The following is a 15100-nucleotide window of genomic DNA, read 5'->3' as shown; positions in this document are numbered from 1 at the left end:
CATGGCACTGGCGTGCCTGTCCGGCGACCGGCCCGCGCCTGCGGGTGCCGGCTAGGGGGCCGTGAAGAGGGTGGGGAAGCGCGGGGCGAGCCAGGGGCGGCGGCCCCAGGCGGCGATCTTGCCGCGGGCCATGGCGGCCGTGGCACCCCGGCGGCCGAGCGCGATCAGGAAGAAGGTGACCGGCTCGGTGGTGATCGTGCAGTCGGGGCGGCGCGGCGGTTCGTCCGTGACGCTGGCCGCACCGTCGCTGAAGGTGACGGCGAAGCGGGTGATCCCGGGGACGCGCAGGGCGTAGCAGGCGTTGAAGCCGGCCGCGGACCGCTCGTCGACGACCCGGGGCATGGCCGTCCTGAGGAACGGCATGGACCGGGCGACCCGCTCGCGGTCGATCATGTGGGGCCGGCGCAGGGCGACCGCGATGTCGTAGCCGTGGCCGAGCATGTGGGTGAGCAGGTACGAGCCGAGCGTGGCCAGGTCCATGGGGCCGAGCGGGGTGACCACCGGCATGTCGGGCGCGTGGCTCGCGGCCGCGTCGGTGAACGCGCGGGCGTGCCGCACGATGCCGTCCGCCAGGGCCCGGCCGTCGCGCTCGGGGAAGGCGGCGAGCGAGGCGGCGTTCGCGGCGGCGAGACTGCCGGGGGTGCCGTCGCCGTAGGGCTGCTCGCGGCCCTCGGCCAGGGCGGCCATCAGTTCGTTGGCGAGCACCAGGTGCGCCGCGGCCTCGCCGATCGTCCACTCGGCACCGGGAATGGGTACGGAGGTGTCCGGGCACGCCCGCAGCAGGGCGGCTATGTCCTCGGCGACGGCGTGCAGGGCCTCGGCCTCGGCCGGGCGGTCAGGGGCGACGGTCATGGTCGGACAGCGTGGACCAGCATCGTGCGTCTGTCCAGGCCCGGGGGACGGCGGACCGGCCGGGACGCGGAATGCCGGGGCGGCAGCGCCGGACGGCCGGAAACCGGTCCGCGAAACCCGGTCCGCGAAACCGGGAGCGGAATGCCGGAAGGGAAAAGGGGACGCCCCCGGGCAGCCGTGGCCGCCGGGGGCGTTCCCTGGATAGCGTCTGTGCGCCGGTGATCAGTACGCCGAGTTGACGTTGTCGATCGTGCCGTAGACGTGCGCCGCGTAGTTGCAGGCGGCGGTGATGTTCGCGACCGGGTCGTAGATGTTCCACGAGGTACCGGGGACGTGGTAGGCCTTGAAGGTCGGGTCGATGACCTGCATCAGGCCCTTGGAGGGAATTCCCTTGGCCGCGTTGGAGTCCCAGCCGTTGATGGCCTGCGGATTACCGGAGGACTCGCGCATCAGGTTCTTGTAGATCCCGTAGTAGGAACCGGGGATGCCGTGGGCGCGCATCACCTTCAGGGACTCGTTGATCCACGTGTTGACGGAGCCCGACTGCGCGGTGGGGGCGGCCGAGGCGGTGGGGGCCATGGCCACACCACCGGCGACGACGGCGACGCTGGCGGCAGCGCAACCGAGAGTGATCTTCTTGGCCTTGGCCACGCGGTTGAGCTTCGACATTGCGGAGATCTGCATTCGAGTAATTCCTCTTCCGTGGGGTACGCCATGAATTGTTGGCCGACTTAAATCCCCGGGTCAATGCACCCCAATTACTAAGGGGATTAGTTGTGGGACCAGGGACGAAAGTCCCGCCGCTCAGGCGTGGGAAGGGGATTCGGGGGCGTCGTCTACTAAGGGGCCCGGAAAGTGGCGCACGCCATATCGGCTACGTCACACGCAGACCCGGACAAATCACCCATTGCGTGACGCAGGCCATGTGGCCTGCGTCACGAAATACTCGGCTTATTGACGCGGAGATACGGAGTTTTCACGCAAGGCGACGATCTCCCCGCCCGCCCGCGCCGCCGGCCCCGTCCGGCCGTCCTCCGGCCGCTCCCGCGATGACGACCGTCGCGTGCAGCTCCCCCGACACGGCCACCCGGGCCTCCAGCCCGGCCCGGCCGACCGCGGCGACAGCGGACGGTGCCTGCTCCTCACCGGTCTCGAAGAGGAGGTGACCGCCCGGCGCGAGCCATGCGGGCGCGGCGGCGGCGACGCGCCGGAGGATGTCGAGGCCGTCCGCCCCGCCGTCGAGGGCGACGCGGGGCTCGTGGTCGCGGGCCTCGGGGGGAAGGAGACCGACCGCCCCGGTGGGGACGTAGGGCGCGTTGGCGACCAGGACGTCGACACGACCGCGCAGTTCCGCGGGGAGGGGGTCATAGAGGTCCCCCTGGTGGACATGGACGCGGCCGTCCGCCGCGGCGAGGTTGCGGCGGGCGCAGGCGACGGCCGCGGGGTCGATGTCGACGGCGTGCAGCTCGGGCCGGTCGAGCGTGGCGGCCAGCACGGCGCCCACCGCGCCGGAGCCGCAGCACAGGTCGACGACCACGGCGCCCGGCCGGTCCAGGGCGCGCCCGAGCCGGGCGGCCTCACGGGCGAGGAACTCCGTACGGCGGCGCGGGACGAAGACCCCGGGGCCGACGGCGATCCGCAGACCGCAGAACTCCGCCCAGCCCAGGACGTGTTCGAGCGGCAGGCCGGCCACCCGCCGCTCCACCATGGCGGCGAGTTCGGCGGGGGTGCGGGCAGCGGAGACGAGCAACCGGGCCTCGTCCTCGGCGAAGACGCAGCCGGCGGCCCGGAGCACGGGAACGATCGACGGAGCGGACAATCCTGATGAAGCAGAAGAAGCGGAAGAAGTGGAACAATCGGTCGAACCGGAAAAGGAGGGGCTGGAAGAAGCAGGCGAGGCTGAGGACATGAGGGCCTTTCGGGGCGCCGCGGGGCGCTCTCCCGGTCGCCTAGGCCGGACGGACCGCAGGGCCGCCGGGAGAGAGCACCCAACCTGACATGGCGGTAATGGGTCTCACCTCCTCGGTACGTCCACTGCTGGAGACGGCAACGTTACCCGAGCCTCCGGTGCCGCGCCCACCCCCAGGGCCATGACGGCGGCGCGCGGGTCGTCGGCGTGGAAGCGCAGGACGCGGGCCGTCGCGGGAGCACCGAGTTCTCCGATGCGCATGGCCAGTAGAGACCTTGACGTCGCGACAAGGCCAAGGAGCGCGCGGCACGGGCCGGGCATACAGGGAAAACCCTAGGGAAATCCGGCCCGCGGACCAGCGGTCGAGGGGTCCCGTCTCGGTCCGGGCAAACCCGCCTCAAGCAGCGGTAAAGATCTCTCCCGGCCGCTGTCCGCGCCCCGGCGGCCTCGCTTAACTTCAGCGCGTTCCCACATCCTCGTCCACCGCAGCCGCAGCCCAGGGGCTGTCTACGCGTGTTCGTATGTCATGCACATGACCGCACCCACACCCTGGCCGCCGCAGCCCGACGCACCGCGCCACCCGCACCACGCCGCGACACCCCCACTCCCGGCAATCGACGGAGGCACCCCGTGCACCCCTCTGCACACCGACCCGCACAGCCGCTGAAGCGACTGAGAAGAACACTGACCGCGGCCCTGCCGGCGCTCGCCCTGGCCGTCACCGGCCTGCTCGCCGCGGGACCGGCCGCCCAGGCCGCCGCCCCCCACACCCCCACCACCCGGGACGCGCAGAACGCCCGGGCCCTGCAGTCCCCCGCGGCCCAGACCGTGCACTCCACCGGCAAGGCGGGCGCCGACGTACCGACGAAGCACCTGTGCGGCGCACCGGCCGCCGGCCACTTCGGCTGCCTCGCGCAGCGCCGCACCGACATCGCGATGAAGCGCGACAACACGCTCTCGCCCCAGGCCACCCCGTCCGGCCTGGGCCCGGCCAACCTGCACAGCGCCTACAACCTGCCCTCCACCGGCGGCTCCGGCCTGACCGTGGCCATCGTCGACGCCTATGACGACCCCAACGCCGCCACCGACCTGGCCACCTACCGCTCCCAGTACGGCCTTTCGGCCTGCACCGTCGCCAACGGCTGCTTCCGCAAGGTGAGCCAGACCGGCAGCACCACCGGCCTCCCCACGCCGGACAGCGGCTGGGCCGGTGAGATCGCCCTCGACCTCGACATGGTCAGCGCCGCCTGCCCGAGCTGCAACATCCTGCTGGTCGAGGCGAACTCCGCCAGCATGGAGGACCTCGGCACGGCCGTGAACGAGGCCGTGGCGCTCGGCGCGAAGTTCGTCTCCAACAGCTACGGCGGCGGCGAGGAGTCGGCCGACCCCTCGTACGACAGCGCCTACTTCGACCACCCCGGCGTCGCCATCACCGTCTCCGCCGGCGACTCCGGCTACGGCGCCGAGTACCCCGCCGCCTCCCGCTACGTGACCGCCGTCGGCGGCACCTCCCTGACCACCGCCTCCACCACCCGCGGCTGGTCCGAGAAGGTCTGGGGCACCAGCGCGGGCGGCGACGGCACCGGCTCCGGCTGCTCCGCGTACGACACCAAGCCCACCTGGCAGACCGACACCGGCTGCGCCAAGCGCACCGTGGCCGACGTCTCCGCCGTGGCCGACCCGGCCACCGGTGTCGCGGTCTACGACACCTACGGCGGCTCCGGCTGGGCGGTCTACGGCGGCACCAGCGCCTCCGCGCCGCTCATCGCGGGTGTGTACGCCCTGGCCGGCGCCCCGGCCTCCGGCTCCAACCCGGCGTCGTACCCGTACGCCCACACCGCCAACCTGTACGACGTGACCACCGGCGCCAACGGCAGCTGCTCCGGCTCGTACCTGTGCACCGGCAAGGCCGGCTACGACGGCCCCACCGGCCTCGGCACCCCGAACGGCGTCACCGCCTTCACCAACGGCGGCGGCAGCGGCAACACGGTCAGCGTCACCAACCCGGGCAGCCAGACCGCGACCGTCGGCACCCCGAAGAGCCTGCAGATCTCGGCCACCGACAGCGCCGGGGCCGCGCTCACCTACAGCGCGAGCGGCCTGCCCGCCGGACTGTCCGTCAACGCCTCGACCGGCCTGATCTCCGGCACCCCGACGACCGCCGGCACCTACCAGACCACGGTCACCGCCGCCGACGGCACCGGCGCCTCCGGCTCCGCGTCCTTCGGCTGGACCGTCTCCCCGGCCGGCGGCGGCACCTGCACCGCGGCCCAGCTGCTCGGCAACCCGGGATTCGAGTCCGGCGCCACCACGTGGACGGCGTCCAGCGGTGTCATCACCAGCGACAGCGGTGAGGCCGCCCACGGCGGCTCGTACAAGGCCTGGCTGGACGGCTACGGCTCCGCCCACACCGACACGCTCTCCCAGACCGTGAGCGTCCCGAGCGGCTGCCGGGCCACGCTGACCTTCTGGCTGCACGTCGACACCGCCGAGACGACCACCACCACCGCCTACGACAAGCTGACCGTCACCGCCGGGTCCACCACCCTGGCGACCTACTCCAACCTCAACAAGGCCACCGGGTACACCCAGAAGACCTTCGACCTGTCCTCCTTCGCCGGCTCCGCCGTCACCCTGAAGTTCACCGGCACCGAGGACTCCTCCCTCCAGACCAGCTTCGTGGTCGACGACACCGCCCTGACCACGGGCTGACCCCGCCTCCCCGCGGGACGTCCCGGCCGCCGCGAGGCGGCCGGGACCCTTTTGCGCCCGTGACACGTCAAAGGGGAAAGGAGGCCATCCATGCGTCTTTCGACAGCTGCGGCCGTCGCGGCGACCGCACTCCTGCTCGCCGGCTGCGGCACACAGTCCGGCGGCCCCGCGAGCACGAGCCCGAGTGCCGGTGGCAGCGCCGGTTCCGGCGCGACCACGGGGCAGGCCTGCGCCGCCGAGGCCGTCCTCACCGCCGCCGACACCGGCCGCACCCTGTGTGTCACGACCGGAGGCACGATCCGCATCACCCTCGACGGCACCCCCGACCGCCCGTGGTCGCCCGTCACCGCCGACGGCAGCGCCCTCACCCCGGTCAACGCGGGCATCGGCGCCCCCCGCGGCGACACCATCGCCGCCTACCGTGCCACCGCCCCCGGCACGGCGCGGCTCAGCTCCTCCCGGCCGCTGTGCGCCACGCCGACCGCCCCCGACCAGGTGGCCTGCCTCGGCCTGCGGGAGTGGACCGTCACCGTGCGGGTCGCCAATGGCTGAACACGCCCGCCACGCAGGAAGGTTGTCGAGGGCCACTGGTACGACGCGGGCGACCCGGAGTGCTTCGGGCCGGCGGGCAACGGCAAGTCCCTGGTGCGGCCGGACGTCCCGGCGAGTCCGGCGTCCGGGCCCGCATGCGCTCACACCACCCGCGCCGCACAGCACGCGGTGCGCGGGAAGGGGGGAATCACCCCAGGTCCAGGGCTGAATGTGGACGTTGATACCACGGCGCAAGCCCTCGCCAGTGGATGTTTCATCCCGTCCCGGAGCCGGGGACGGGATGAATCGTCCAGGGGTCTCGGGGGAGTGCCTCAGGCCTCGCCGGCCTCGAGCAGATTCGCGGCGGCGCCGACGATCCGCGGGTCGGGCACGCCCACGACCTCCACGTCCTTGTCGCCGTAGTCGAAGCGGCCCAGCACGCTGCGCATCGCCTCCACGCGGGCCCGCTTCTTGTCGTTGCTCTTGACCACCGTCCAGGGCGCCTGCTCGGTGTCCGTCTCCCGGAACATCGCGACCTTCGCCTCGGTGTAGTCGTCCCAGCGGTCCAGGGAGGCCAGGTCCATGGGGCTGAGCTTCCACTGCCGCACCGGGTCGACCTGGCGGATGGTGAAGCGGGTGCGCTGCTCGTTGCGCGACACGGAGAACCAGAACTTCACCAGGTCGATGCCGTCGTCCACCAGCATCCGCTCGAAGCCGGGCGCCTGCCGCATGAAGCGCTGGTACTCGTCGTCCGTGCAGAAGCCCATGACCCGCTCCACGCCGGCCCGGTTGTACCAGGACCGGTCGAAGAGCACGATCTCCCCCGCGGTCGGCAGATGTTCCACGTACCGCTGGAAGTACCACTGCCCGCGCTCGCGCTCGGTGGGCTTCTCCAGGGCGACCACCCGGGCCCCGCGCGGGTTCAGGTGCTCGGTGAAGCGCTTGATCGTCCCGCCCTTGCCGGCCGCGTCGCGCCCCTCGAAGACGATCACCAGCCGCCGGCCGGTCTCCTTGATCCAGCTCTGCAGCTTCAGCAGCTCTATCTGCTGCAGCCGCTTGTGCCACTCGTACTCCTTGCGCTCCATGCGGAAGTCGTACGGATAGTTCTCGCGCCACGTCTCGACCGGGGTGCCGTCCGGCCGTATCAGCACGGGGTCGTCCTGGTCGGTGTAGTCGACCTGCATCCCGGCGAGCAGATCCAGGTCCGCGGGGTGCGGGAGCGTCGTCATACCGCCTCTCACCTCCGGGTCCACGGGAACGGACGTGCGCCTGTCCCCCACGGTAACGCTGCCCCGGACCCCCCGCCCCCACGCCCCGGCGAACCCCGCATGACGACGACCGGTACATCTCGCGTGCGCTCCCGGGCAGGCCCGGGCGCGGCGGGGCAGGCATGGCGGCGTTCGCCGGGAGTGACCGGCGGGGCGCCGTGGCGTCAGATGGCCGTGGACTTGACGACGTCCTGGCCGGCGCCGCGGATCACGTAGTCGGGGAAGCTCGTGGCGAGCGAACCCGTGGCGGGGCGTGTCCAGCGCCACCTCGGCGGCGCCGCCCTCGGCGCGCAGCACCTCCGTCCAGGCGGTGCGGTGGGCCGGTACCGGTTCCAGCAGCGAGCGCACCGGCGCGGTGGCGTCCGTCCGCCCGGGCTCGCGCCCCGCCCGGCGTCCGCGTTGCGGCGAGCCGTCGTCCCGCCCAAGACCGCAGGAGACGTCCGAGCATCCCGCAACGCCCGTGCGGCCGGCTATTCGCCGCCCTCCAGGTCGCCCTCCGTCTCCAGGAACGCCTGCCGGAGCTGCTCGACCACCTCCGGGTCGGGCTCCGCCCACATACCGCGGGACTCGGCCTCCAGCAGCCGCTCCGCCATGCCGTGCAGGGCCCAGGGGTTGGCCTCCTGCAGGAACGCGCGGTTCTCCGGGTCGAGGACGTAGGTGCGGGCGAGCCTGTCGTACATCCAGTCGGCGACGACGCCGGTCGTGGCGTCGTAGCCGAAGAGGTAGTCGACGGTCGCCGCGAGCTCGAAGGCGCCCTTGTAGCCGTGCCGCCGCATCGCCTGGATCCAGCGCGGGTTGACGACACGGGCACGGAAGACCCGCGAGGTCTCCTCGACCAGGGACCGGGTGCGGACGCTCTCCGGGCGGGTGGAGTCGCCGATGTACGCCTCGGGGGAACGCCCGGTCAGCGCACGGACGGTGGCGACCATGCCGCCGTGGTACTGGTAGTAGTCGTCGGAGTCGGCGATGTCGTGCTCGCGGGTGTCCGTGTTCTTGGCGGCCACCGCGATCCGCCGGTAGGCGGTCTCCATCTCCTGCCGCGCGGGGCGCCCCTCCAGGCCGCGCCCGTACGCGTAGCCGCCCCACACCGTGTAGACCTCGGCGAGGTCGGCGTCGCTGCGCCAGTCGCGGCTGTCGATCAGCTGCAGCAGGCCCGCGCCGTACGTGCCCGGCCGGGAGCCGAAGATGCGGGTGGTGGCGCGGCGTTCGTCGCCGTGGGCGGCGAGGTCCGCGCGGGTGTGGGCGCGGACGAAGTTGACCTCGTCCGGCTCGTCGAGGCCCGCGGCCAGCCGCACGGCGTCGTCCAGCAGGCCCACGACGTGCGGGAAGGCGTCCCGGAAGAAGCCGCTGATGCGCAGGGTGACGTCGACGCGCGGGCGGCCCAGCTCCTGCGCCGGGACGGCCTCGACGCCGGTGACGCGGCGGGACGCGTCGTCCCACACCGGCCGTACGCCGAGCAGCGCCAGCGCCTCGGCGACGTCGTCGCCCGCGGTGCGCATCGCGCTGGTGCCCCACAGCGACAGGCCCACCGACCGCGGCCAGGCGCCGCCGTTGTCCTCGCGGTAGCGGGCGAGGAGGGAGTCGGCGAGGGCCTGGCCGGTCTCCCAGGCGAGCCGGCTGGGCACCGCCTTGGGGTCGACGGAGTAGAAGTTGCGGCCGGTCGGCAGGACGTTGACCAGGCCGCGCAGCGGAGAGCCGGACGGGCCGGCGGGCACGAAACCGCCGTTCAGAGCGTGCACGACGGCCTCGGTCTCGTCGACCGTACGGGCCAGCCGCGGCACGACCTGCCGGGCGGCGAAGTCCAGGACGCGGGCGACGTCCTCGGGCAGGCCCTTGGCGACCTCGGTCACCGCCGCCGGGTCCCAGCCGGCGTCCTCCATCGCCTGCACCAGCGCGCGGGCCTGCTCCTCGGCCGCGTCGGCGGTGAGCCGGGTGGCCTTCGACTCGTCCAGCCCCAGGGACTCGCGCAACCCCGGCAGCGCGGCCGTGCCGCCCCAGATCTGCCGGGCGCGCAGGATGGCGAGCACCAGGTTGACCCGCTCGGCTCCGGCGGGGGCCTGGCCCAGCACGTGCAGGCCGTCGCGGATCTGGGCGTCCTTGATCTCGCAGAGCCAGCCGTCGACGTGGAGCAGGAAGTCGTCGAACTCCGCGTCGTGCGGCCGGTCCTCCAGGCCCAGGTCGTGGTCGAGCCTGGCGGCCTGGATCAGCGTCCAGATCTGGGCGCGGACGGCGGGCAGTTTGGCCGGGTCCATGGAGGCGATCGACGCGTGTTCGTCGAGCAGCTGCTCCAGGCGCGCGATGTCGCCGTAGGAGTCGGCGCGGGCCATCGGCGGCACCAGGTGGTCGACCAGGGTGGCGTGGGCGCGGCGCTTGGCCTGGGTGCCCTCGCCGGGGTCGTTGACCAGGAACGGGTAGATCAGCGGGAGGTCGCCGAGCGCGGCGTCGGGACCGCAGGCGGCGGACAGGGCCGCGTTCTTGCCGGGCAGCCACTCCAGGTTCCCGTGCTTGCCGAGGTGGATCACCGCGTCGGCGCCGAAGCCGCCGTCCTCGGCGGGGGCGCCGATCCAGCGGTAGGCGGCGAGGTAGTGGTGGGAGGGCGGGAGGTCGGGGTCGTGGTAGATCGCGATCGGGTTCTCGCCGAAGCCGCGTGGCGGCTGGATGAGGATCAGCAGGTTGCCGCGGCGCAGCGCGGCCAGCACGATGTCGCCCTCGGGGTTGCGGCTGGTGTCGACGAACATGGAGCCGGGCGGCGGCCCCCAGTGCTCCGTCACCGCGTCGCGCAGTTCCGCCGGGAGCGCGGCGAACCAGCGGCGGTAGTCGGCCGCCGGGATGCGCACCGGGTTGGCGGCCAGCTGCTCCTCGGTGAGCCAGTCCTGGTCGTGGCCGCCCGCGTCGATCAGCGCGCGGATCAACTCGTCGCCGTCGCCGGAGGACAGGCCCGGGATCTCCTCCCCCGGACCGAAGTCGTAGCCCTCGTCGCGGAGCCGGCGCAGCAGCGCGACCGCGCTGGCGGGGGTGTCCAGGCCCACGGCGTTGCCGATGCGGGAGTGCTTGGTCGGATACGCGGACAGCACGAGCGCCAAGCGGCGCCCGGCGGGCGGGATGTGGCGCAGCCGGGCGTGGCGCACCGCGATGCCCGCGACGCGGGCGGCCCGCTCCGGGTCGGGGACGTAGCCGGGAAGGCCGTCCTCGTCGATCTCCTTGAAGGAGAACGGGACGGTGATCAGGCGGCCGTCGAACTCGGGGACGGCGACCTGCGTCGCGGCGTCCATCGGGGACAGGCCCTCGTCGTTCTCCGCCCACACCTCGCGCGAGGAGGTCAGGCACAGCGCCTGCAGAACCGGCACGTCGAGGCCGGCCAGCGCGCCCGCGTCCCAGGCCTCCTCGTCACCGCCCGCGGAGGCGTCCGCCGGGCGGGTGCCCCCCGCCGCGAGCACGGTGGTGACGACGGCGTCCACACCCCTCAGGGCGTCCAGCAGTTCGGGCCCGGGGGCGCGCAGCGAGGCGACGTAGAGGGGCAGGGCCCGGGCGCCGGCCCGCTCGATCGCCGAGCAGAGGGCCTCCACGAAGGCGGTGTTGCCGCTCATGTGGTGGGCCCGGTAGTAGAGGACGGCGACCCGCGGGCCGTCGGTGACGGCCTCGGCGCGCTCCAGCCGGCCCCAGGACGGCGCGGAGGCCGGGGGGTCGAAGCCGTGACCGGTGAGCAGCACGGTGTCGGAGAGGAAGCGGGCCAGCTGCTCCAGGTTGGCCGGGCCGCCGTGCGCGAGGTAGGCGTGGGCCTCGGCGGCGATGCCGACGGGAACGGTGGACAGCTCCATCAGCTGGGCGTCCGGGGCCTGTTCACCGGTGAGCACGATCACCGGGCGCGGCCCGGCCAGCAGCGCGTCCAGCCCATCGTCCCAGGCGCGGCGCCCACCGAGGAGGCGTACGACGACCAGATCGGTGCCGTCGAGCAGGCCGGGCAGCTCGTCCAGCGGCAGCCGGGCGGGGTTGGCGAGCCGGAACGGGACGGGGCCGCCGGCGGCGTTCGCGGCGCGGGCGCTGAGCAGGTCGGTGTCGGAGGTCGACAGCAGCAGGATCACGTCGGACGTGCCTTCCTCGGGGTCCGCGCCCCGGGCCGGTGGATGACGGCCGGAGTTCCTGGCTCCCGTGGCCCGGCGCTCTCGCGCCGGCCCCGGTGACAGTGGCGGGACCGCACCGGAATCGCACCGGTTTCCTCCGCTGTTGCCGTCGATGGCGTGGGCGCGGCTGGGTGACCCGCCCGCGCAGCATGGTAAGCGCTGCGCCTGTCCTGCGGGCCCCGCGGTCCATACGGCCCCGCGGTACCCGCGGGTATGCTCGCGGCCATGCCGTCGCCCTCCGATACCCCCGTGAGTGGCGCCTTCGCCGCAGCGACGGCGGGGCGCGGACGCGACGACGCCTGCCCCGGCGCGCTGCGGCTGCACGCCGCCGACGACGGCGGCCTGGCCCGGATCCGCATCCCCGGCGGCCTGCTGACGATACGTCAGGCCGAGCTGCTGGCGGCCGCCGCGGACCGCCTCGGCGACGGCCGCATCGACCTCACCTCGCGCGGGAACCTGCAGCTCCGCGGGGTGCGCGACCCCGGCGCGGGCGCCGCACTGGCCGAGCTGCTCGGCGACGCGGGACTGCTGCCCTCATGGGCGCACGAGCGTGCCCGCAACGTCGTCGCCTCGCCGCTCGGCGGGCTCGACGGCCGCGGCAACGGTGATCTGCGCGGCTGGCTCCGCGAGTTCGACGCCCTGCTGTGCGCGAGCCCGGCCGCCGCCGCGCTCTCCGGGCGGTTCCTGTTCGCCCTGGACGACGGCCGCGGTGACGTCGCGGCCCTCGGTGCCGATGTGAGTTTGATCGCGCGGCCCGACGACTCCACCGCCGAACTCCGCCTGGCCGGCAGGCCCGTCGCCCGGGTACCGGCCGCCGAAGCGCCCCGCTGGGCGGTACGCGCCGCCGAGACCTTCCTCACGCTCGCCGCCGAACGCGGCGTCCGCGCCTGGCGGATCGCCGACATCGACCCCGGCGGTTCCGAACTCGCCGCGCGGTTGGCGGGCGCGGGTGCTTCCGGTCCCGCCGCCCAGGAGGCCGGCGGCGCCACGGCCCCCGCGACGGCGGCCGGGACCCCCGGCGGTCCCGCGCTCGGCACCGTCACACGACCGGACGGCCGGACGTGCGCGCTGTCCGTCGGCGTACGCCTCGGACGCGTCACCACCGAGGCCTGGCGGCTGCTCGCGGAGACGGCGCGGGCAGGCGGCGGAGAACTGCGGGTCACGCCCTGGCGCGGAGTCGTCCTCCCGGGCCTGCCGGTGGACGCGGCCGGGGAGGCGCTGCGGCGCCTGGCCGCGGCCGGCTTCCTGACCGGCGAGGAGTCGCCGTGGCGCGGGGTCACCGCCTGTGCCGGGCGGCCCGGGTGCGCCAAGTCGCTGGCGGACGTGCGCGCCGACGCCGAGGCCGCCCTGCGCGACGCCTCCCCCGAGCCCGGTCACCGTCTGCTGCCCGTGCACTTCTCCGGCTGCGAACGCCGCTGCGGCCACCCGGACGGCGCCTGGGTCGACGTCGTGGCCGGCGCCGGCGGCCGCTACCGCGTCTCCGTGGCCGGCACCGCCTCGGCCACCGCCGCCGGGGACCTGCCCGCCGCCCTGGTCACCGCCCGCCGCACCAGCACCCCACCACCCCCGAGGACGACGTGATCGAGTACGAGAAGGACGGACCGGAGATCTACCGTCAGTCCTTTGCCATCATCCGCGCCGAGGCGGAACTCGGCGGCCTGCCACCGGACGTGGCGCAGGTCGCCGTCCGCATGATCCACGCCTGCGGCATGACCGACCTCGTACGGGACCTGGCCTATAGCCCCTCGGTGGTGGCCGACGCCCGCGCCGCGCTGCGCGCCGGGGCGCCGATCCTCTGCGACGTGCAGATGGTCGCCAGCGGCGTCACCCGCAAGCGGCTGCCCGCGGACAACGAGGTGGTCTGCACCCTCTCCGACCCCGCCGTCCCGGCGCTCGCCGCCGAACTCGGCACCACCCGCAGCGCCGCCGCCGTGGAGCTGTGGCGGGACCGGCTGGAGGGCTCCGTCGTCGCCGTCGGCAACGCCCCGACCTCGCTCTTCCGGCTGCTGGAGATGATCGAGGCGGGCGCCCCGCGCCCCGCCGCGGTCATCGGCGTGCCCGTCGGCTTCGTCGGCGCCGCCGAGTCCAAGGACGCCCTGGCCGCACACCCCTCGGGGCTGGAGCACCTGGTGGTGCGGGGCCGGCGCGGCGGCAGCGCCCTGGCCGCCGCCGCCCTCAACGCCATCGCGACGGAAAGCGAAATCGTATGACCACCGGCCGTCTGTACGGGGTGGGCCTCGGCCCCGGCGACCCCTCCCTGATGACCGTGCGGGCCGTGGAGGTCATCCGCTCCGCCGACGTCATCGCGTACCACTGCGCCCGCCACGGCCGCAGCATCGCCCGCTCCATCGCCGCGGCGCACATCCGCTCCGAGCAGATCGAGGAGCGGCTGATGTACCCCATCACGACGGAGACCACCGACCACCCGGGCGGCTACCGGGGCGCGCTCGACGACTTCTACGCCGAGTCGGCGGAACTGCTCGCCGCGCACCTGGACGCCGGGCGCACCGTCGCCGTGCTCGCGGAGGGCGATCCGCTCTTCTACGGCTCCTACATGCACATGCACAAGCGGCTCGCCGGCCGCTACCCGGCCGAGGTGATCCCCGGCGTCACCTCGGTGAGCGCCGCCGCCGCCCGCATCGGACGGCCGCTGGTGGAGGGCGAGGAGGTGCTGACGATCCTGCCCGGCACGCTGCCGGAGGAGGAGCTGGCGGCGCGCCTCGCGGCCACCGACGCGGCGGCCGTGATGAAGCTCGGCCGCACCTTCCCCGCGGTGCGCGGTGCCCTGGAGACGGCCGGACGCCTGGAGGACGCCCACTACGTCGAGCGGGCCACCATGGAGGCCGAGCGCCTGGAGCGGCTGGCCGACGTGGACCCGGGGTCGGTGCCGTACTTCGCCGTCGCGGTGCTGCCCAGCCGTATCGACGAGCGGCCCGCGCCGGAGCCGTCCCCGGCCCGGGGCGAGGTCGTGGTCGTCGGACTCGGCCCCGCCGGGCCGATGTGGCTCACGGCGGAGGCGAGGTCCGCGCTGGCGGAGGCGGACGAACTGGTCGGCTACACCACCTACATGGACCGCGTCCCGGTCCGTCCGGGTCAGCTGCGGCACGCCTCCGACAACCGCGTCGAGGCCGAGCGCGCCGAGTTCGCCCTCGACCTCGCACGGCGCGGGCGGATTGTGGCCGTGGTGTCCTCCGGCGACCCCGGCGTCTTCGCCATGGCGACCGCCGTGCTGGAGGCCGCCTCCGCCGAGCCGTACCTGGACGTCCGCGTACGGGTCGTGCCCGGCATCACCGCCGCGCAGTCGGCGGCGGCGCTCGCGGGCGCGCCGCTGGGGCACGACTACGCGGTCGTGTCGCTCTCCGACCGGCTCAAGCCGTGGACGGTGATCGAGGAGCGGCTGCGCGCCGCCACGGCCGCGGACCTCGTCCTCGCGCTCTACAACCCGGCCTCCCACAGCCGCAAGACGCAGCTGGAGACCGCGCTGAAGGTGCTGCGGGAGGGCCGCGTCCCGGGCACGCCCGTGGTCGTGGCGCGCGATGTCGGCGGGCCCGAGCAGGCCGTACGGGTCACGACGCTGGAGGACCTGGACCCGGCGACCGTCGACATGCGGTGCGTCCTGCTCGTCGGCTCGTCGCAGACCAGGGCGGTGCGGCGCGGGGACGGCACCACGGTGGTGTGGACGCCGCGGCGCTACCCGGCCTGACGCC

10 protein-coding genes and 1 riboswitch are annotated in these 15100 nt (G+C 74.1%); of the genes, 5 read left to right on the top strand and 5 right to left on the bottom strand.

Going from position 1 to position 15100, the window contains the following annotated elements; genetic code table 11:
- Positions 1-51 precede the first annotated feature (51 nt).
- The 3 genes from ACWDAS_RS19955 to ACWDAS_RS19945 form a co-directional block, all read right to left on the bottom strand.
- Positions 52-852 (bottom strand): maleylpyruvate isomerase family mycothiol-dependent enzyme, encoded by an 801-nt coding sequence (locus ACWDAS_RS19955; RefSeq protein WP_450392425.1) that lies wholly within the window; start codon positions 850-852, stop codon positions 52-54.
- 222 nt (positions 853-1074) lie between these two features.
- A complete protein-coding gene (locus ACWDAS_RS19950) occupies positions 1075-1536 on the bottom strand; it encodes a transglycosylase SLT domain-containing protein (protein WP_450392422.1) in 462 nt (153 codons plus the stop codon).
- A gap of 292 nt (positions 1537-1828) precedes the next feature.
- Positions 1829-2761 carry a putative protein N(5)-glutamine methyltransferase gene (locus tag ACWDAS_RS19945; protein WP_450392420.1) on the bottom strand — a complete coding sequence of 311 codons (933 nt, stop codon included), beginning with the start codon at positions 2759-2761 and terminating at the stop codon, positions 1829-1831.
- A 630-nt stretch (positions 2762-3391) separates the two neighbouring features.
- Between ACWDAS_RS19945 and ACWDAS_RS19940 the strand changes: the two genes are divergently transcribed.
- A complete protein-coding gene (locus ACWDAS_RS19940; RefSeq protein WP_450392417.1) occupies positions 3392-5473 on the top strand; it encodes a putative Ig domain-containing protein in 2082 nt (693 codons plus the stop codon).
- 90 nt (positions 5474-5563) lie between these two features.
- Entirely contained in the window at positions 5564-6025 is a 462-nt protein-coding gene (locus ACWDAS_RS19935; RefSeq protein WP_450392414.1) for a hypothetical protein, read from the top strand.
- Positions 6026-6336: 311 nt separating this feature from the next.
- Here the strand turns inward: ACWDAS_RS19935 and ppk2 are convergent, their stop codons facing one another.
- Together ppk2 and cobN are read right to left on the bottom strand one after the other, a co-directional pair.
- Positions 6337-7233 (bottom strand): polyphosphate kinase 2, encoded by an 897-nt coding sequence (gene ppk2 / locus ACWDAS_RS19930; RefSeq protein WP_450392412.1) that lies wholly within the window; start codon positions 7231-7233, stop codon positions 6337-6339.
- 509 nt (positions 7234-7742) lie between these two features.
- Positions 7743-11354, bottom strand: coding sequence for a cobaltochelatase subunit CobN (gene cobN / locus ACWDAS_RS19925; RefSeq protein ID WP_450392409.1), 3612 nt, complete (start codon positions 11352-11354; stop codon positions 7743-7745).
- A 52-nt stretch (positions 11355-11406) separates the two neighbouring features.
- A riboswitch (cobalamin riboswitch) is annotated at positions 11407-11491 on the bottom strand.
- Positions 11492-11606: 115 nt separating this feature from the next.
- Here cobN and cobG point away from each other — a divergent pair.
- The 3 genes from cobG to ACWDAS_RS19910 are packed head-to-tail and all read left to right on the top strand — an operon-like array spanning position 11607 to position 15096.
- A complete protein-coding gene (gene cobG / locus ACWDAS_RS19920) occupies positions 11607-12974 on the top strand; it encodes a precorrin-3B synthase (protein ID WP_450392407.1) in 1368 nt (455 codons plus the stop codon).
- A complete protein-coding gene (locus tag ACWDAS_RS19915) occupies positions 12971-13603 on the top strand; it encodes a precorrin-8X methylmutase (protein ID WP_450392405.1) in 633 nt (210 codons plus the stop codon). The genes cobG and ACWDAS_RS19915 overlap by 4 nt, the downstream gene beginning before the upstream one ends.
- The gene (locus ACWDAS_RS19910) at positions 13600-15096 is read left to right on the top strand and encodes a precorrin-2 C(20)-methyltransferase (RefSeq protein WP_450392404.1); all 1497 of its coding nucleotides are present in this window, start codon (positions 13600-13602) and stop codon (positions 15094-15096) included. Before ACWDAS_RS19915 ends, ACWDAS_RS19910 begins: the two co-directional genes overlap by 4 nt.
- Positions 15097-15100 lie beyond the last annotated feature (4 nt).

It is taken from the genome of Streptomyces sp. NPDC001070 (genome assembly GCF_053598835.1).
Note: the sequence above shows the minus strand (reverse complement) of the source record. Positions and strands in the feature narration are given on the sequence as shown.

Excerpts from the sequence above, each read along its gene's own strand:
- ACWDAS_RS19955 (WP_450392425.1), bottom strand. The coding sequence starts at position 852 with ATGACCGTCGCCCCTGACCGCCCGGCCGAGGCCGAGGCCCTGCACGCC.
- ACWDAS_RS19945 (WP_450392420.1), bottom strand. The coding sequence starts at position 2,761 with ATGTCCTCAGCCTCGCCTGCTTCTTCCAGCCCCTCCTTTTCCGGTTCG.
- ACWDAS_RS19950 (WP_450392422.1), bottom strand. The coding sequence starts at position 1,536 with ATGCAGATCTCCGCAATGTCGAAGCTCAACCGCGTGGCCAAGGCCAAG.
- cobG (WP_450392407.1), top strand. The coding sequence starts at position 11,607 with ATGCTCGCGGCCATGCCGTCGCCCTCCGATACCCCCGTGAGTGGCGCC.
- ACWDAS_RS19935 (WP_450392414.1), top strand. The coding sequence starts at position 5,564 with ATGCGTCTTTCGACAGCTGCGGCCGTCGCGGCGACCGCACTCCTGCTC.
- ACWDAS_RS19910 (WP_450392404.1), top strand. The coding sequence starts at position 13,600 with ATGACCACCGGCCGTCTGTACGGGGTGGGCCTCGGCCCCGGCGACCCC.
- ppk2 (WP_450392412.1), bottom strand. The coding sequence starts at position 7,233 with ATGACGACGCTCCCGCACCCCGCGGACCTGGATCTGCTCGCCGGGATG.